Source organism: Roseobacter denitrificans OCh 114 (assembly GCF_000014045.1).
GTDB classification, from domain to species: domain Bacteria; phylum Pseudomonadota; class Alphaproteobacteria; order Rhodobacterales; family Rhodobacteraceae; genus Roseobacter; species Roseobacter denitrificans.
Window position 1 is genome coordinate 1,312,554 of the sequence record NC_008209.1, and the last position, 16,242, is coordinate 1,328,795.

Consider the following 16,242-nt stretch of genomic DNA (forward strand, 5'->3'; position numbering starts at 1 on the left):
TCGGCGCGCAGCGCGTTCACACACGAGCGGCAAACTCACTGAACCTTGTGTGGGCCTGTCTTGACAGTGCCCCGCGCCCCCCCCATTACGAGCGAAACAAATTGATGGAGCCTGCCCACATGGCCGCCAAAGAAGAGAAGACATCCGGAAACGCGATTGTCGAGACGATCAAGACGATCGTCTATGCCCTGCTGATTGCGGGTGTTTTCCGCACACTGTTCTTTCAGCCCTTCTGGATTCCGTCGGGCTCGATGAAGGAAACGTTGCTGGTGGGCGATTTTCTCTTTGTGAACAAGATGGCCTATGGCTATTCCTATGCCTCCTGTCCCAGCATCATCATGCCGCGCTTTGGCATCAACATCGACGCCAAGAACATCTGCGGGTTTCTGGACGGGGACAACACGCGCATTCTGGGGGGAGAGCCCGAGCGCGGCGATGTGATCGTTTTCCGCCATCCGGTGTCGGGGCGCGATTATATCAAACGTCTGATCGGCTTGCCCGGTGACACCGTGCAGATGCGCGACAGCATCGTCTATATCAACGGTGTAGAAGCCCCGCAGGAACCCGCCGGGAACTTTGTCGAGGTGATGGAGCCGCAGGGGCCGGAAGGGCGCAGGCCGCGCTGTTCAAATGGCCCGGTCGGTGACGGGGGCGACTGCCTCAAGGCGCGCGCGATCGAGACCCTGCCGAACGGGGTCAGCCACACGGTGCTGGACATCGGGCCACAGGCGTCTGACCGCACGGGTGTCTATACGGTGCCCGCAGGGCATTATTTCTTCATCGGGGACAACCGCGACAATTCCGCCGACAGCCGTCTGGCGCGGCAGGTGCGTGGCGTCGGGTTTGTGCCTTACGAAAATCTGATCGGGCGGGCAGACCGGGTGATGTTCTCCTCCGCGGGACGGTCCATGTTGTTTTTCTGGACATGGCGCGGTGATCGTTTCTTCAAGAGGGTGGAGTGAAACTCTCGGCGGAACTGAAGTCCTTTCAAAAGCGGCTCGGGCATCAGTTTAACCAACCGGCGCTTTTGGCTCAGGCGGTAACGCATGCCTCCATGTCCACGGCAAACCGGGGCGACAATCAGCGCATGGAGTTTCTGGGTGACCGGGTGCTGGGTCTGGTCATGGCCGAAGCCTTGCTGAGGCTGGACAATAACGCCACCGAAGGGCAGCTTGCTCCGCGTTTCAATGCCCTCGTGCGCAAAGAAACCTGCGCCGATGTTGCGCGCGAAATCGACCTTGGGGCGGTTTTGCGTCTGGGGCGTTCCGAGATGCTGTCGGGCGGGCGGCGCAAGCAGGCACTCTTGGGCGATGCCATCGAGGCAGTGATTGCGGCCGTTTATCAGGATGCGGGATTTGATGCGGCGCGCGCTCTGATCCTGCGGCTCTGGGGCGACCGGGTTCACGAGGTCGAGGAAGACGCGCGCGATCCCAAAACCGCGCTGCAGGAATGGGCGCAGGCCCGCGGTCTGCAGCCCCCCCGCTACGAAGAGGTGAGCCGCAAGGGCCCCGACCACGCCCCGATTTTCACGATTTCCGTGCGGATCAGCACCGGGGAAACGGATCAGGCCACGGCCGGGTCAAAGCGGCAGGCCGAACAAGCCGCGGCACAGGCCTTGCTGGCCAAACTGGAGACAAGCGGATGAGTACACGTGCAGGATTTGTCGCACTGATCGGGGAGCCGAACGCGGGAAAGTCGACCTTGCTCAACCGCATGGTCGGGGCAAAGGTGTCGATTGTCACGCATAAGGTGCAGACCACGCGCGCGCGCATTCGCGGCGTGGCCATGGAGGGCGACAGCCAGATTGTTTTCGTGGACACACCCGGTCTTTTCCAGCCGCGCAGACGGCTTGACCGGGCCATGGTGGCCGCCGCATGGAGCGGGGCAGCGGATGCGGATGTGGTTGTGTTGCTGGTTGAGGCGCATCGCGGTGTGACCGAGGGTGTTGAGCGTGTCCTTGAGGGGCTGGCCGAGGTCGGGCAGGGCCGGATGGTCGCGCTGGCCATCAACAAGATTGACCGGGTACAGGCCGAAGCCTTGCTGGCGCTCAGCAAAGACCTGAATGAGCGCTATGATTTTGTCGAAACCTTCATGATTTCGGCGGAGCGGGGGCACGGTGTGGACACGCTGCGCGCATGGCTTGCGGGCAAGGTGCCGGAGGGGCCGTGGCTGTATCCGGAAGACCAGATTGCAGACCTGCCCATGCGTACCATCGCTGCCGAGATGACGCGCGAGAAGCTGACGCTGCGCCTGCATCAGGAACTGCCCTATCAGATGACAGTTGAGACGGAAGGCTGGGAAGAGCGCAAAGACGGCTCTGCCCGGATCGACCAGCTGATTTATGTGGTGCGCGATGGTCACAAGGGCATCGTTCTGGGCCACAAAGGCGAAACCATCAAAGCCGTGTCCAAAGCCGCGCGCGAGGAACTGGAAGAATTCCTTGGCCGGCGCGTGCACTTGTTCCTGCAGGTCAAGGTCCGCCCGAATTGGCTGGATGAAGCGGAAAGATACACGCAGATGGGTCTGGAGTTCAAAGACGGCAATGTCTGAACGCGCCGCCCATATCCGCCGGTGTGTGGCGCAGGGCATGTGGCCATGCCCCAGCTGACGGCGCGGTTCTGGGTCGATGCCTATCTGACACGGCTCAGGGCGCAGGATATCCCTGCCTTTGTGGTGTCGCATGGCGACGATACCGCAGGCAGCGTGCTGGTGAAACTCAACACCTTGGATGGTGCCGCCACCCTCTTTCAACGCCGCTATGACCTGCTGCAGGACAGCCGTGCCTGGGAGGTCATCCTGACGGAGTCCGAAGCCGAAGTGGATGCGGCCATCGCGCGGCAACGCGGTTTTGACCCGGATCTCTGGGTGATCGAGGTTGAAGACCGCGCCGGGCGGCACCTGCTTGATACACCCGGTTTGGCCTGATGGAATGGCGCGAGGAAGGCATATTGCTCAGCACGCGCCGCCATGGTGAAAGTGCCGCGATCATCGAAGTTTTTACCCCCTCACATGGGCGTCATGCCGGGGTGGTGCGCGGTGGCACCAGCCGCAAGATCGCGCCGATCCTGCAACCAGGCGCGCAGCTTGACCTGACCTGGCGCGCGCGGCTCGAAGATCACATCGGCAGTTTTCTCGTTGAACCCGTGCGCAGCCGCGCCGCCGCCGCGATGGGGGACCGGCTGGCGCTCGCAGGCCTGAATGCGGTAACGGCGCTATTGGGGTTCTGCCTGCCGGAACGCGAAGCGCATCGCCCATTATACGTTGAGACCGAGCGTTTGCTGGATCTGCTGGGGGAAGGGGAAATCTGGCCGCTGGCCTATCTGCGCTGGGAGGTGCAGTTATTGCATGACATGGGCTATGCGCTGGCGCTTGAGGCATGTGCGGTAACGGGCCAGCGTGATGATCTGATCTATGTTTCCCCTAAAAGCGGTCGGGCGGTCTCTGCCAAGGGCGCGGGCGATTGGGCGGACCGTCTGTTGCCGCTGCCGCCCATTTTGCGCGGAATCGGCGGTGGTCCGGATGCTGAAATCGCACAGGCGTTCATCACGACGGGGTATTTTCTGACCGAACATCTGGCACGGGACTTGGGCGGCAAGCCTCTGCCCGAAGCGCGGGCGCGTTTTGTCGAAACCTTCAGCCGTCGGCTTTGAAAATGATGCTGCGTCCTTCGGGCGTGGACAGGATCATCGTGTCACGCAGGATTTCCGACAGACTCATGTTTGCAAGCGCTTCGAGGAAACGTGCCTCATGGCTTGCATCCGCGCATCGTTTCTTTGTCGCCACAATCGGGCCGGCATCAAACCAGGGGTAGGGCACGGTGATCGCTGCGCTGTAGCTGTTGCAGGGCGCATCACCGGCAATCTGCCCCGGTGCCGGGAATGTCAAAGTGGCGCGGCTGGCAAAGGGGATGTCGTCGATTTCAACCACGCGCCAGACCTTATCCGCACCACCATAGGCCGCTGCGGTTTCATCTCTGGTGCAGCCATTAACGGCCAGAAGGGCGACCGCGATGGCGGCTGATGTCTTCACTTGAGTGCCAGCACCAGATCAACCATCGTCTCAAAGGATTTGGCGGCGGCTGTTTTGTTGGTCACGGCAGGCAGGCCGATGAGCGCGGCGAGCAGGCTTTGCGCAAAGTCATCGTTCTTGATGCCCAGATGGCGCAGCAGGTTGCTCAGATAGGTCAGGCGTTCTGTATCCACCTGAGAAATTGCCTTTGCGACGGATTTGTCGGAGCGTGCCCATGCGCGCATGGCCGGATCATGCGAATCAGCGAGGATTTCCTTGCCGAACCGCCGCAACCGCTGCTCGGCACTGCCGTCGTCTTCGAGGGCCGCGAGCATCTTGGCAAAGGCCTGCCCCTGCCAGTGTTTCACCACCGCTGATTGGAAGTCCGGTACATCCTTGAAATGCCAGTAAAACGAGCCCTTCGTCGTGCCAAGATCACGTGCCAGTGGTTCCGCGGCCAGCGCGGTCGGACCTTTGAGCACCAGTGCCGCAAGGCCCCTGTCCACCCATGATTGTTTGTTCAGTCGCTGATGTTTCATGCCTCAGGCATACGCCCGAAGCGAAAATGCTGCAAGTGCGAAGAAAGTCGCAGGCGCGAGTTGTGCAGATGCAGCATGTTCTTGCCTGTTGGATGTGCGTTTGCACAATGGCGGCCGGATGTAAGAAGGGCGCAGCCGTCACCGAACTGCGCCCTCATGTCTTGTGTATTCTAGCCGAGGATGCGGCGCGCGATAACCTGCGCCTGAATTTCTGCGGCACCCTCGAAAATGTTCAGGATACGGGCATCGCAGAGCACGCGGCTGATCTTATATTCGAGCGCGAAACCATTGCCGCCGTGGATTTGAAGGCCGTTGTCCGCTGCCGCCCATGCGACCCGCGCACCCAGCAGCTTTGCCATCCCGGCTTCCACATCACAGCGCCGCCCTTCATCTTTTTCAAAGGCTGAAAAATAGGTCAGCTGACGGGCGATCATGATTTCAACGGCCATCATGGCGAGCTTGCCCGATACGCGCGGGAACTCGATCAGCGATTTGCCGAATTGCTTGCGTTCCTGCGCATATTGCATGGCAATATCCAAGGCCGATTGCGCGACGCCAACGGCGCGGGCAGCGGTCTGGATGCGCGCAGATTCGAACGTCTCCATCAGTTGCTTGAAGCCCTTGCCTTCTTCGCCGCCCAAAAGATTTTCGCCCTTCACCTCGAAGTTGTCGAAGGCGAGTTCGTATTCCTTCATCCCGCGATAGCCCAGCACCTCGATCTCGCCGCCGGTCATGCCATCGGTGGGAAAGGGGTTCTCATCGTCACCGGGGGTTTTTTCCGCCAGAAACATCGACAGCCCGCGATAATCGGTCGTGTCGGGGTCTGTGCGGGCCAGCAGCGTCATGACGTTTGTGCGGGTCGCATGGGTGATCCAGGTTTTATTCCCGGTGATGGTGTAATTCTCGCCATCTTTCACCGCGCGTGTGCGCAAGCTGCCCAGATCCGATCCGGTGTTCGGTTCTGTGAAGACCGCCGTCGGCAGTGTTTCGGCGGAGGCAAGGCGGGGCAGCCATTTCTCTTTCTGCTCCTGCGTACCGCCGGCGATGATGAGTTCGGCCGCAATCTCCGACCGAGTACCGAGCGATCCCACGCCGATATAGCCGCGCGACAACTCCTCTGACACCACGCACATGGACGCTTTGGACAGACCGAAGCCACCGTATTCCTCGGGGATGGTCAGGCCGAAAACGCCCATCTCGGCCAACTCGTCAATCACCTCCATCGGGATCAACTCATCCTTGAGATGCCATTCGTGAGCAAAGGGCTCTACCTTCTCGACAGCGTAGCGGCGGAACTGATCGCGGATCATTTCCAGTTCTTCGTCAAGACCACAGGCGCCGACCGTTGTATTTGCGGAGTGCTCCTGCATCAGTTCGGCAAGCCGCGTGCGCGCTGCCTGCGTGTTGCCTGACTGCGTGAGGGTCATCACCGCAGGTTCCATCAGACCGCGCATCTCAGATTGATCAAGCCCGAGATCCTGCAGCCGCACGATCTCACCCTGATTCATCTGAATGCCGCCATAGATTTGCCAGAGGTATTCACCAAAGGCGATCTGGTGCAGCAATTGTTCGGTCTCTCCGAAGTTGCCTTCGGCGCTCAGTGTCTCCGCCCATTTTTGCATCTGCTTGAGCGATTGCGCATAGGTTGCAAGCCAGGCCAGACCATGAGCAGCCGTTTGATGCTGTTCAATCAACGCGCCAGAGACGCGGCCATTCTCGCTCACCTTGGCTTTGACCCGCGCTTTGGCTGTCTCCAGCAGCGCTTCAACCGGCGGCACAGCCGCTGCCGTCAGTTCAAGCAGGTCATCCAGCAGCACTGTCACATGAAATGAGGGGTCTTGTCCGTCATGGGCCATATCAACATCCTTTTTCGATCTCGCTCGGTTTAAGTCTTTCGCACTTGCAGCGCAACTTAAATACGCTGGGGTGTGTCATTTTGGATGAAAATTACTTTGCCTTTTTCGGCGTGCGGTCGCGGCCGGGGCGGTTTCACCTGGTTCAGAACAAGAAAAAGCCCGCAGCACCAAGCCGCGGGCGTTAATCGTTACAAATACTAACCTCAACACACCGGCCGGGAAACCACCTGCCGGCAAAACCGTTAAATTGCCTTAACCTTGGCGCGCCACTGTCACGCCGGATACATCTTCGATAAAGGTCACGATCCGCGATTTCACGCTGTCATCCCGGATGTTTGCAAGTGCGGTCACGATTTCCATGCTTGGATCGCGTTCGCATGTTGTTTTGGTTGCGGCGTCGAGACCCTCAAAGAAATAAGAGGTCGGAACGTCGAAGATGCGTGACAATTCATAAAGCCGGCTTGCCGCAATTCGGTTGGACCCGATCTCGTATTTCTGAATTTGTTGAAAAGACAAATTCAGTTCCCGGGCAACATCTGTCTGGGACAAACGGCGCATGGTTCTGATCTGCTTAAGCTTGCGACCAACGTGAGCATCAACTGGATGAGACATAACTTTTTAAACCCTTTTACTGCGTTGGCTTCACTCATCGCGGGAATCACCGTTTGGATCAACTGAGTACCTTTTTCTTTTTTTTTGACAAAAGATTTACGGGTGCTGGGTGAAAAATGTTGCATTAGTGGATGATTTATTTACCATCAGCCCTCATGAACCGTATTATGGACATAGATCAGAACGCCAGTCAGGTGAGAAAGCCGCCTGATAGCCATGCGCTTTTGCATGAGATGATCCGGTCATTTACGACACTTGCGCGGACGTTGAACCTTAGTCATGCGGTTAAGGAACTGGGCAGCACCCGGCAGACACTTCGTCGTCACATCGCGCTTTTGGAAGAGTCCAAAGGCGTTGAATTGTTTACAGTAAAAGACCGCCAGTATCATTTGACGGAGGCAGGTCGACGCGCTTTGCCTGAGGCGGAAGAGGTGCTGGCGCGGGGTGATGCGTGGCTTTCCGGACAGTCCGATGTGATCAACGGTTTGCAGTATTTGCGACATGTCGAGCCTGATGGCTGGTGTCATTTCCAGCAGCAAAAACCGATCAGTGAGGTGTTCACGTCCACCGGAACGATTCTCGAAGAGGTCATGTGTGCATGGGCGCAAGCGCGGGGTGAGTTGGAGCATGAAGCGTTTCAGGCTGTGCGGCCCTATTGTACGGTTTCGCGGCGCCACGAAGGAAACTGGTTGTTCACCGAAGTCGGGGACCAGAGTTCGTTTGTGACGTGGTTTGGCTGGAAAAGGGCGCGGTCCAGTATCGGCAGCGCCCTGGGGCAAATGCCGGGCGGTGACGGTTTTGGCCGGCTGGTCAACTATGCCTATGAAGAAATCGAGGCGACTCGCTCTGTGCGGCTCGACCACGTCTTCACCCTCATGCCGAAGGGCGATGAAGGTGTCATGATGCCTATCTGTTATGAGCGGATGCTGTTGGGAGCGAGATATCCCGATGACAGTTTTGCCATGATAACAGTCGTTAGGCGAACCTATGATGTGCATATTAATGGAGTGACCCACGAAATGCTGCGTCAGATGCCGGAGGACATGGTGATGTAGTTAAGTAAATTGTAACCTCTGCGCGAATTTTGCAGCAAAACCAATAAAATGAGTTAAAGTCAGCCTTGAATGCTTAATGCAGGAGGGGCTAATGGCGATTCACGGAATGAGTGCAGAAGACAAGTTTGCGGCGTCCAGTTCAGAGATACTGAACCGGTTCGGCGTCAGGCTTACCATGGGATATGATTTTGACGAATACAGACATTGGGTTAAACAAGCGCGGCCCGACCATGTCGTAGGGGATCCCTTCGACAGCAAGCAACATCAGCTTGGCAAAGGCAACGCGCGCTGGATTATCGGTCGCGATGAACAGGGCGAGATAATGCACACGCAGGCGCTGCGTATTCTGCCGACGGGGATAAAAAGCGTTGGTGAGTATTTTCGCACCAGTTTTCGCGGCTTTGCGCCGTCGCGCCCGGACATTGATTATGAGCGGTCCCGCTACCGGGCCGGACCGGGTGCAAAGCGCATGACGGGCAGAGTTGCCTACTCTGGTGAAACCTGGGTCGGTGGCGCGCCGGGCAAGTATCGCGGCTCCGGTCTGTCGACTGTGCTGGGGCGATATGCATTGCTGTCTGCGATCAAGGAATTCGACGTGGATTACGTGGTTGGCTTCATGATCAAACCGGTCGCTTACAAGGGCTTCTGCCTGCGCATGGGGTTCATGCACGCTGAACCCATGGCGCTGCGCTGGTACATCCAGAATGAGGAAGAACCGGTCGAAGCTGTCATGGTCTACATGAGCAATGAAGACATTCGTTTCATCCTCGATCTGCCTGCTGCGGAGCTTGACGCATTGGCTGCATAAGCCCCGCAATCAGGCATTCGAAGGATCTGTACGAACGACTGCCGCGGTCAGCTTATGGCGGCCGCGCGGACGTCTTCGTCAATGAACGGCAGGTATTGTTCGAAGTTGTCCGAGAACATCTTGACGAGTTTGGCCGCTTGCCGGTCGTAGGCTTCTGCATCGTCCCAGGTCCTGCGCGGATCAAGCAGAATGCCGGGCACGCCTGTGACATCGACCGGCACTTGGAAGCCGAAGTTGGGATCCTTGCGGAATTCGGCATCCGCCAGAGAACCATCCAGTGCTGCCGTCAAAAGACCCCGCGTCGCTTTGATTGGCATCCGGCTGCCCGTGCCATAGGCGCCACCTGTCCATCCCGTGTTCACCAGCCAGCAGGTCGCGCCATGGGTCGCGATCTTTTCACGCAGCAGGTTGCCATAGACCTCCGGGCGGCGGGGCATGAAGGGGGCGCCGAAACAGGTTGAAAAGGTCGGTTCCGGTTCAGTCACGCCACGCTCTGTCCCGGCGACCTTGGATGTGAACCCGGACAGGAAGTGATACATCGCCTGCGCAGGCGTCAGCCGTGAGATGGGCGGCAACACCCCAAAGGCATCGCAGGTCAACATGATGATGTTCTTGGGGTGACCGCCCCGCGCCGCTTGCGAAGCGTTGGAGATATAGTGCAGCGGGTAAGCGCAGCGCATGTTGGCTGTCAGGCTGTCATCTTCAAAATCAAGGTCTTTGGTTTCCGCATCATAGACCATGTTTTCGATAACAGTGCCGAATTTTTCTGTGGTGGCGTAGATTTCGGGTTCAGCTTCGGGGTTCAGGCTGATGGTTTTGGCATAGCAGCCGCCCTCAAAGTTGAACGTGCCGGTGTCGGACCAGCCATGTTCGTCGTCCCCGATCAGCGTGCGCGCAGGATCGGCGGACAATGTTGTTTTGCCCGTACCGGACAGGCCAAAGAACACGGCCGTATCCACCGGATTCCCCACTGCGTGGTTGGCAGAGCAATGCATCGGCATCACGCCTTTTTCAGGCAGCAGGTAATTCAGCAGGGTGAAGACTGACTTCTTGTTTTCGCCGGCATATTCCGTGCCGCCGATCAGGATGAGTTTCTTGTCGAAATTCATCGCGATGACGGTTTCTGAACGGCAGTTGTGTTTGGCGGGGTCCGCCTGAAAGCTTGGGCAGTTGATAACGGTGAAATCAGCGATGAAATCATCCAGATCTTCGCGGTCCGGGCGGCGCAGCATGTGGCGGATAAACAGCCCATGCCATGCCAGTTCGGTAACCATACGCACGTTGATCGCGTGTTTGGGGTCCGAACCACCGGTCAGATCTTCAACAAAATAATCGCGCCCTTCCATATGGGCAAGCATGTCCGTGTAGAGTTGGTCGAACCCCTCGGGTGACATCTCCCTGTTGTTTTCCCACCAGATCGTATCGGCAACCGAGTCAGTCTTGACGACGTGTTTGTCCTTTGGCGAGCGCCCGGTGAATTTGCCTGTGGTGACAAGGAACGATCCGCCTTTGCCAAGCGACCCTTCGCCACGGGCCAGCGCGTATTGGATCAGGTCGGGCTCAATAAGGTTGTAATAGACAGTGCCAAGCCCTGTGATCCCTTGATCCTCGAGCCGAAAGTCCGGGTTTACCCGTCCATGTGTCATGTTTACTTCTCCTAGATGCCCGCTTTGATGGCGGATTGTCGCAATTTACGTCGGACGGCGTGGGCCGCCTGCAGGTCCATAACATGACGTTTTACGAAGTGAACAGGACGGTTTTGGCAGTTAGCGCCATCATCGCAATCTTTGTCGCAGGCAGGCGATTTATCACGCGATAAAGGGTTAACGCAGTCCGCCGAGCGTCAACAATCTGCGGTTATTTAGTCATTCGTAACTAATTCGTGACCAAATGATCGGCGCGTTAAGTTCTGATTCGCTTTCAAGGATTGATTCGGTGGGGTTGAAGATGCTGATTGCTGTAAAACAAGAAAAAATGAACCACTGTAGGGATTTGGCCCATGTCTAAGATCGCGCTGGTGGATGATGACAGGAATATTCTGACTTCGGTGTCCATGACGCTGGAAGCTGAGGGTTTCGAGGTCGAGACCTATAATGACGGTCAGGCCGCGTTGGATGCCTTCAACAGAAGCCTCCCGGATATGGCCGTGCTTGATATCAAGATGCCGCGCATGGATGGGATGGATTTGCTCCAGCGGCTTCGGCAGAAATCGGCGATGCCTGTGATTTTTCTCACGTCCAAGGATGATGAGATCGACGAAGTCCTGGGCCTGCGCATGGGCGCAGATGACTACGTCAAGAAACCGTTTTCGCAACGTCTGTTGGTTGAGCGCATTCGCGCGCTCTTGCGGCGTCAGGATGCAGTGGCCGGTGATGTCGTGGCAGACAGCGAAGAAACGAAAGTGATTGAGCGCGGCGATCTGCGGATGGACCCGTTGCGTCACGCTGTGAGCTGGAAAGGCAAGGATGTTTCGCTGACGGTTACGGAATTCCTTTTGCTTCAGGCGCTCGCGCAGCGCCCCGGTTTTGTGAAGTCGCGCGATCAGCTTATGGATGTCGCGTACGACGATCAGGTCTATGTGGATGACCGCACGATCGACAGCCACATCAAACGCTTGCGCAAGAAAATGCGGTCGGCAGACGAAGAGTTCTCGGCGATTGAGACCCTTTACGGGATCGGCTACAGATATAACGAGGAATAAACCGCCGCATCTGTGTGATTAAGGGGACATATACTTGCGCGACATGACCTCACTATCGTCCCAAGAGGAGAGCGTCGCGCCGGACGACGATCGGGCGACGTCACAGAAAGAAGCGCAAAGCGAAAAGAGCGAGGCACGCCGCTCACGCAGCTGGATGTCGCTGCGCTCATCCCCTTTGACGCGCAAGATCATTACCTGGAACCTGATAGCCCTTGTTTTTCTATTCTCGGGCATCGTCTACCTGAGCTCCTCGCGCGACGCATTGACGTTCCAACGGGCGGCATCTCTGGTCACCGAAGCAGAATTGATTGCAGACGTCATAGAAGTGCAACTGCCAGCGGGCGCACCGGTCAATTTCGCGACAGGTGACGGTATCGACATAGGTCTGACCCTCGAAAACCTCGACCTGCGCCGTGGTGTCGAGGTTTTTGTGTACGACCGTTCCAAAACGCTGATCGCGAACACCGAAGGCCGCCTCTCCGTCACGCCAGACTCCGCCGAAGCTGACCGTAAAACCTATCTTACCGACGCTTTCAGATGGCTCTGGCACGCTGTATCAAGCCCTTTGCGCAATGCGCCTGACACCGCTCAAATGTCACTGAGCGACAAGATCAAGCCACTGATCGACGCGAGTTTTGAAGACGGAACAAAGTTTCGAAACCAATCCGACAATTCCGGCGGGACGCTTTACACGGTGGTGACACCGGTGCTGCAAAACGGCACTGCCATCGGTGCTGTCGCGGTCGTAACTGCCGCAGGCGAAATAGACAACCTTCTGCGCGGAGAGCGTGAACGCGTGCTGCAGATGTTTGTCATAGCAACTGTCGTGTCCGTCGGATTGAGCCTTGTGCTTGCCTCCACCATCGCGAACCCGCTGGCTGATCTGGCCGCGGCGGCAGAGATCGGCCGCGATAAAAACAACCGCAAGATGAAACCGGGGCGCATCAGAATCCCGGACCTTTCAGACCGCCCGGACGAGATCGGGCGGCTCAGCGCGGCATTGCGAAGTATGATTTCCGCTCTCTATAATCGCATCGACGGGAACGAGCAGTTCGCTGCGGATGTGGCACATGAGATCAAGAACCCGCTGGCGTCCCTGCGATCCGCCGTCGGGACGCTGCGTATGGTCAAACGGGAGGACCAGCGCGAGAAACTCCTTGATGTGATCGACCATGATGTTCGCCGCCTTGATCGACTTGTCAGCGACATCTCCGACGCATCGCGGCTGGACAGCGAGTTGGTCAAGGAAGAGGCAGAACGGTTTGACGTCCTTGTGACCCTGACGAACCTCGGCCAGTATCTCGGAGAGGATGCACAATCCCAAGGCATTGACTTTATTACAGACCTTCCCGATTCCCCAATATTCGTGCATGGCCTTGAAGCGCGGCTTGCGCAGGTCTTTGTCAACCTGATCACCAATGCCGTGTCGTTTTGCGAAGATGGTGATGCGATCCGGATATGGGCGCGCAAGAAAGACAGCCGTGTGCTGATCGTCGTCGAAGACACCGGGCCCGGCATCCCAGAGGAAGCGCTGTTGCGCGTTTTCGAAAGGTTCTACTCCCAACGCCCGGATGAACATTTCGGCAATAACTCAGGACTGGGCCTCGCCATTTCCAAGCAAATCGTGGAAGCCCATGGTGGGGTGATATGGGCCGAAAACATCCGCCCGACCGAAGCGGATATTACCTCTGAACCACTGGGGGCGCGTTTTGTTGTCGGGCTGCCGATCTAATCGAAGGAGAGAGTGAGCGAAGTGTCCTGGCAAATGCTGCATGCGACTTGTGTGGATTATCACGCCAAAGGGGTCTTGATCACAGGGCGCTCCGGTCAGGGTAAATCCGCGCTTGCACTGCAGCTTATGGCTCATGGCGCTGTGCTTGTCGCGGACGATCAGACCGAGGTTTGTGCAAAGGACGGCGGGGCATTTGCCCGCGCCCCGGAGCCGACCCAGGGCATGATCGAAGCCAGAGGCATCGGCCTGCTGAACGCGCAGACGCTCGAAAAAACGAAGGTCGAACTGGTGATCGATCTGGACCGGCAGGAGGCAGAACGGCTCCCACAGCTGCACAGTAGGGATGTTTGTGGGGTCATGTTGCCCTGTTTGTATCATTTTGATGCTCCCTATTTCCCTGCCAGCATTCTGCAATACCTTAAGGCGGGCAGAAGAGAGCCGCATGACTGACACATCAACCACCGCACGTCGCATTGTATTTGTCACCGGACCGTCGGGGGCGGGGCGTTCAAGTGCCCTCAACGTGCTCGAAGATGCGGGTTTCGAAGTCGTGGACAACCTGCCCCTGCGGCTGCTGGATGCGTTCCTCGATGTCCCCTCCAGCGCCCAACCGCTGGCCCTGGGAATTGATCCGCGCAACAGAGATTTTTCAACAACCGTGATCGTGGATGCGTTGGGGAAATTGACGGGTATCCCCGGTCTCGCACCGGAACTGTTGTATCTTGATTGCTCGACCGAGGTGCTGTTGCGTCGGTTTTCGGAAACACGGCGTCGCCACCCGCTTGCACCGGTTGATCGCCCGTCCGAAGGCATAGTGCGCGAGTTGGAGATGCTCGGCCCCCTGAAGGCGCGGGCCGATGTGCTGATCGACACGACGCATCTGAATGTGCATGAGTTGCGCGCTGAAGTGGAACACTGGTTTGCCCCGGGTGGAAAGCGGCGGCTGAGTGTTTCGGTGCAGTCTTTTTCCTACAAACGCGGATTGCCGCGCAGCGTTGATATGGTGTTTGATTGCCGTTTTCTGACCAACCCATACTGGGTGCCCGAATTGCGCAGTTTGAATGGGACGCATGATTTGGTCAAAAAGTACGTGACCGCTGACGCCCGTTTTGAGCAGTTTGCCCGAAAGGTGGATGATCTGAGCCTTTTGCTACTGCCTGCTTATCGCGATGAGGGAAAGTCATATCTTTCAATCGCCTTTGGGTGTACGGGCGGCCAACATCGCTCAGTTGTGATGGCCCAATGCCATGCTTTGCGCCTTGCAGAAGAAGGCTGGCAGGTGTCAATTAGACACCGTGAGCTTGATTTGCGCAAAAATGAAGAGACCTGAGTTTTGATCGGAATTGTAATCGTCGCACATGGAGGATTGGCCAGAGAATATCTGGCTGCCATTGAACATGTGGTCGGTGCACAAAGCGGGATTGAGGCGATTGCGATAGATGCAGATCATGACCGGGCCGAGAAAGAGCGTGAAATCTGCGTGGCCGCCGATGCCGTGGATCAGGGACATGGCGTGGTGCTGGTCACCGACCTCTTTGGTGGTTCCCCCTCAAATCTGAGTTTACAGGCCTGTGTTCCCGCAAACCGCCGAATTCTTTATGGGGCAAATCTGCCGATGCTGATCAAGCTTGCCAAAAGTCGGCATAAAACGATACCTGACGCCGTACGTGCCGCACTTGAAGCTGGTAAAAAATACATAGACAGTCAGAATATCAGCGCAGAATAACAAGGCCCCAAAGCCCATGACAAAACGCTCACTTGAAATCGTGAATATCAAAGGGCTGCACGCCCGTGCCTCTGCCAAACTGGTCGAAGTGGTCGAGGGGTTTGACGCAAGTGCCGAGGTGTCCAAGGACGGGATGTCCGCGTCTGGGGACAGTATCATGGGACTTTTGATGTTGGCAGCATCCAAGGGAAGCTTTATTGAGGTGGAAACAGACGGACCGGACGCAGAAGCGCTTGCAGAAGCGCTCACCGCGTTGGTTGCAAACCGCTTCGGGGAAGAGACTTAACGCGTCAGCCCTTTGACCTTACGAACTGAAGGATAACTTCGTGGTAGAAAGTTCGCAGGAATTCAGCCAAGATCAACAAGCGAAACCGGTAGACTTTCAAAAGTATGACCGCAGCGCGATTTCCTATGCTTCAACATTTGAAGACCCCTGGAAGGCGACCTTTATCCGTGTCGTTGAGACATTCACCGGCCGGCTGAGAATTCTGCGCCTCGTGCGGGAATTCGAACGTCGCGGTGCACCGCAAGGTCAGGCGTTTTGGCGTGCGGCGCTGGATGTGATGGGGATTGAACTGCAAACCCCCCAGAACCAGCTTGACCGTATTCCCAAAACAGGGCCTTTGATCGTGGTGTCAAACCATCCGCATGGGATGGTCGACGGCATGATTTTTGCGGACCTTATCGGGCGGGTGCGTCCCGATTACCGCATTCTGACCCGCTCTCTTTTGACTGTTATCGACGAGGTCGCAGGGTCCTACATGATCCCTGTGCCCTTTCCGCACGATCCTGATGCACAGCGCAAGGGTGTGGCGATGCGGGCGCATGCGATGGAGCATTTGAAAAACGGCGGCGTCGTGGCTTTGTTTCCCTCCGGTGGCGTGGCGTCGTCGGAGACCTTCTTTGGCCCCGCGATTGAGGGCGAATGGAATGTCTTTACGGCCAAGATGATCCGGCGCTCCGGTGCGACGGTTCTACCGATTAAATTCCCCGGCCAGAACTCGCGCGCCTATCAGATCGCGAACCAGCTTTCGCCGATGCTGCGTCAGGGGTTGCTGTTGCATGAAATCGTGCACGCGTTGAACAAACCGCAGGCACCCATCGTCGGGCATCCGATAGACCCTGATGAGATCATCAAGCGGCAGGATGACCCGCGCGCCTTCATGGCATGGTTGCGCGATCACACCCTGTCGTTGACGGATTAA

19 protein-coding genes are annotated in these 16,242 nt (G+C 57.4%); 14 read left to right on the forward strand and 5 right to left on the reverse strand.

Going from position 1 to position 16,242, the window contains the following annotated elements:
- The first annotated feature begins 119 nt into the window (after positions 1-119).
- Genes lepB through recO form a run of 5 tightly spaced genes read left to right on the forward strand, consistent with a single transcriptional unit; the run spans position 120 to position 3,650 of the window.
- The gene (gene lepB / locus RD1_RS06305; protein ID WP_044032985.1) at positions 120-962 is read left to right on the forward strand and encodes a signal peptidase I; all 843 of its coding nucleotides are present in this window, start codon (positions 120-122) and stop codon (positions 960-962) included.
- Entirely contained in the window at positions 959-1,645 is a 687-nt protein-coding gene (rnc, locus tag RD1_RS06310; protein ID WP_011567627.1) for a ribonuclease III, read from the forward strand. Before lepB ends, rnc begins: the two co-directional genes overlap by 4 nt.
- On the forward strand, positions 1,642-2,550 hold the full coding sequence (gene era / locus RD1_RS06315; protein WP_011567628.1) for a GTPase Era: 909 nt from the start codon (positions 1,642-1,644) through the stop codon (positions 2,548-2,550). Before rnc ends, era begins: the two co-directional genes overlap by 4 nt.
- 45 nt (positions 2,551-2,595) lie before the next feature.
- Complete coding sequence (locus RD1_RS06320; protein WP_011567629.1) at positions 2,596-2,925, forward strand: DUF1491 family protein; 330 nt, start codon at positions 2,596-2,598, stop codon at positions 2,923-2,925.
- The gene (recO, locus tag RD1_RS06325; protein ID WP_011567630.1) at positions 2,925-3,650 is read left to right on the forward strand and encodes a DNA repair protein RecO; all 726 of its coding nucleotides are present in this window, start codon (positions 2,925-2,927) and stop codon (positions 3,648-3,650) included. The genes RD1_RS06320 and recO overlap by 1 nt, the downstream gene beginning before the upstream one ends.
- Here the strand turns inward: recO and RD1_RS06330 are convergent.
- The 4 genes from RD1_RS06330 to RD1_RS06345 all read right to left on the reverse strand — a co-directional run bounded on the left by RD1_RS06330 (position 3,634) and on the right by RD1_RS06345 (position 7,015).
- Positions 3,634-4,029 (reverse strand): META domain-containing protein, encoded by a 396-nt coding sequence (locus RD1_RS06330; RefSeq protein ID WP_011567631.1) that lies wholly within the window; start codon positions 4,027-4,029, stop codon positions 3,634-3,636. The genes recO and RD1_RS06330 overlap by 17 nt on opposite strands.
- Entirely contained in the window at positions 4,026-4,547 is a 522-nt protein-coding gene (locus RD1_RS06335; RefSeq protein WP_011567632.1) for a TetR/AcrR family transcriptional regulator, read from the reverse strand. The genes RD1_RS06330 and RD1_RS06335 overlap by 4 nt, the downstream gene beginning before the upstream one ends.
- Positions 4,548-4,717: 170 nt before the next feature.
- Entirely contained in the window at positions 4,718-6,403 is a 1,686-nt protein-coding gene (locus tag RD1_RS06340; RefSeq protein WP_011567633.1) for an acyl-CoA dehydrogenase family protein, read from the reverse strand.
- 252 nt (positions 6,404-6,655) lie between these two features.
- The gene (locus tag RD1_RS06345) at positions 6,656-7,015 is read right to left on the reverse strand and encodes a helix-turn-helix domain-containing protein (protein WP_011567634.1); all 360 of its coding nucleotides are present in this window, start codon (positions 7,013-7,015) and stop codon (positions 6,656-6,658) included.
- Positions 7,016-7,170: 155 nt separating this feature from the next.
- Between RD1_RS06345 and RD1_RS06350 the strand changes: the two genes are divergently transcribed.
- Positions 7,171-8,070, forward strand: a complete 900-nt coding sequence (locus RD1_RS06350; protein WP_044032986.1) for a LysR family transcriptional regulator — start codon at positions 7,171-7,173, stop codon at positions 8,068-8,070.
- Between the two features lie 91 nt (positions 8,071-8,161).
- Positions 8,162-8,878, forward strand: a complete 717-nt coding sequence (locus tag RD1_RS06355; RefSeq protein ID WP_011567636.1) for a hypothetical protein — start codon at positions 8,162-8,164, stop codon at positions 8,876-8,878.
- A gap of 47 nt (positions 8,879-8,925) precedes the next feature.
- Here RD1_RS06355 and RD1_RS06360 read toward each other — a convergent pair whose 3' ends face one another.
- A complete protein-coding gene (locus RD1_RS06360; protein WP_011567637.1) occupies positions 8,926-10,524 on the reverse strand; it encodes a phosphoenolpyruvate carboxykinase in 1,599 nt (532 codons plus the stop codon).
- 353 nt (positions 10,525-10,877) lie between these two features.
- Between RD1_RS06360 and RD1_RS06365 the strand changes: the two genes are divergently transcribed.
- The 7 genes from RD1_RS06365 to RD1_RS06395 are packed head-to-tail and all read left to right on the forward strand — an operon-like array spanning position 10,878 to position 16,242.
- Complete coding sequence (locus RD1_RS06365) at positions 10,878-11,579, forward strand: response regulator transcription factor (RefSeq protein WP_011567638.1); 702 nt, start codon at positions 10,878-10,880, stop codon at positions 11,577-11,579.
- Positions 11,580-11,622: 43 nt separating this feature from the next.
- The gene (locus RD1_RS06370) at positions 11,623-13,311 is read left to right on the forward strand and encodes a sensor histidine kinase (RefSeq protein WP_011567639.1); all 1,689 of its coding nucleotides are present in this window, start codon (positions 11,623-11,625) and stop codon (positions 13,309-13,311) included.
- A gap of 12 nt (positions 13,312-13,323) precedes the next feature.
- Entirely contained in the window at positions 13,324-13,761 is a 438-nt protein-coding gene (locus RD1_RS06375; RefSeq protein WP_245897220.1) for an HPr kinase/phosphorylase, read from the forward strand.
- Positions 13,754-14,641 (forward strand): RNase adapter RapZ, encoded by an 888-nt coding sequence (gene rapZ, locus RD1_RS06380; RefSeq protein ID WP_011567641.1) that lies wholly within the window; start codon positions 13,754-13,756, stop codon positions 14,639-14,641. Before RD1_RS06375 ends, rapZ begins: the two co-directional genes overlap by 8 nt.
- Positions 14,642-14,644: 3 nt before the next feature.
- Positions 14,645-15,037 carry a PTS sugar transporter subunit IIA gene (locus RD1_RS06385; RefSeq protein ID WP_011567642.1) on the forward strand — a complete coding sequence of 131 codons (393 nt, stop codon included), beginning with the start codon at positions 14,645-14,647 and terminating at the stop codon, positions 15,035-15,037.
- A gap of 16 nt (positions 15,038-15,053) precedes the next feature.
- On the forward strand, positions 15,054-15,323 hold the full coding sequence (locus RD1_RS06390; protein WP_011567643.1) for an HPr family phosphocarrier protein: 270 nt from the start codon (positions 15,054-15,056) through the stop codon (positions 15,321-15,323).
- 40 nt (positions 15,324-15,363) lie between these two features.
- On the forward strand, positions 15,364-16,242 hold the full coding sequence (locus RD1_RS06395) for a lysophospholipid acyltransferase family protein (RefSeq protein ID WP_011567644.1): 879 nt from the start codon (positions 15,364-15,366) through the stop codon (positions 16,240-16,242).

What these genes read in the sequence shown, in the direction of transcription:
- RD1_RS06355 (WP_011567636.1), top strand. Translation starts at nt 8,162, where the DNA reads ATGGCGATTCACGGAATGAGTGCAGAAGACAAGTTTGCGGCGTCCAGT.
- RD1_RS06360 (WP_011567637.1), bottom strand. Translation starts at nt 10,524, where the DNA reads ATGACACATGGACGGGTAAACCCGGACTTTCGGCTCGAGGATCAAGGG.
- RD1_RS06390 (WP_011567643.1), top strand. Translation starts at nt 15,054, where the DNA reads ATGACAAAACGCTCACTTGAAATCGTGAATATCAAAGGGCTGCACGCC.
- recO (WP_011567630.1), top strand. Translation starts at nt 2,925, where the DNA reads ATGGAATGGCGCGAGGAAGGCATATTGCTCAGCACGCGCCGCCATGGT.
- era (WP_011567628.1), top strand. Translation starts at nt 1,642, where the DNA reads ATGAGTACACGTGCAGGATTTGTCGCACTGATCGGGGAGCCGAACGCG.
- RD1_RS06345 (WP_011567634.1), bottom strand. Translation starts at nt 7,015, where the DNA reads ATGTCTCATCCAGTTGATGCTCACGTTGGTCGCAAGCTTAAGCAGATC.
- RD1_RS06320 (WP_011567629.1), top strand. Translation starts at nt 2,596, where the DNA reads ATGCCCCAGCTGACGGCGCGGTTCTGGGTCGATGCCTATCTGACACGG.
- rapZ (WP_011567641.1), top strand. Translation starts at nt 13,754, where the DNA reads ATGACTGACACATCAACCACCGCACGTCGCATTGTATTTGTCACCGGA.
- lepB (WP_044032985.1), top strand. Translation starts at nt 120, where the DNA reads ATGGCCGCCAAAGAAGAGAAGACATCCGGAAACGCGATTGTCGAGACG.
- RD1_RS06335 (WP_011567632.1), bottom strand. Translation starts at nt 4,547, where the DNA reads ATGAAACATCAGCGACTGAACAAACAATCATGGGTGGACAGGGGCCTT.
- RD1_RS06370 (WP_011567639.1), top strand. Translation starts at nt 11,623, where the DNA reads ATGACCTCACTATCGTCCCAAGAGGAGAGCGTCGCGCCGGACGACGAT.
- RD1_RS06365 (WP_011567638.1), top strand. Translation starts at nt 10,878, where the DNA reads ATGTCTAAGATCGCGCTGGTGGATGATGACAGGAATATTCTGACTTCG.
- RD1_RS06350 (WP_044032986.1), top strand. Translation starts at nt 7,171, where the DNA reads ATGAACCGTATTATGGACATAGATCAGAACGCCAGTCAGGTGAGAAAG.
- RD1_RS06340 (WP_011567633.1), bottom strand. Translation starts at nt 6,403, where the DNA reads ATGGCCCATGACGGACAAGACCCCTCATTTCATGTGACAGTGCTGCTG.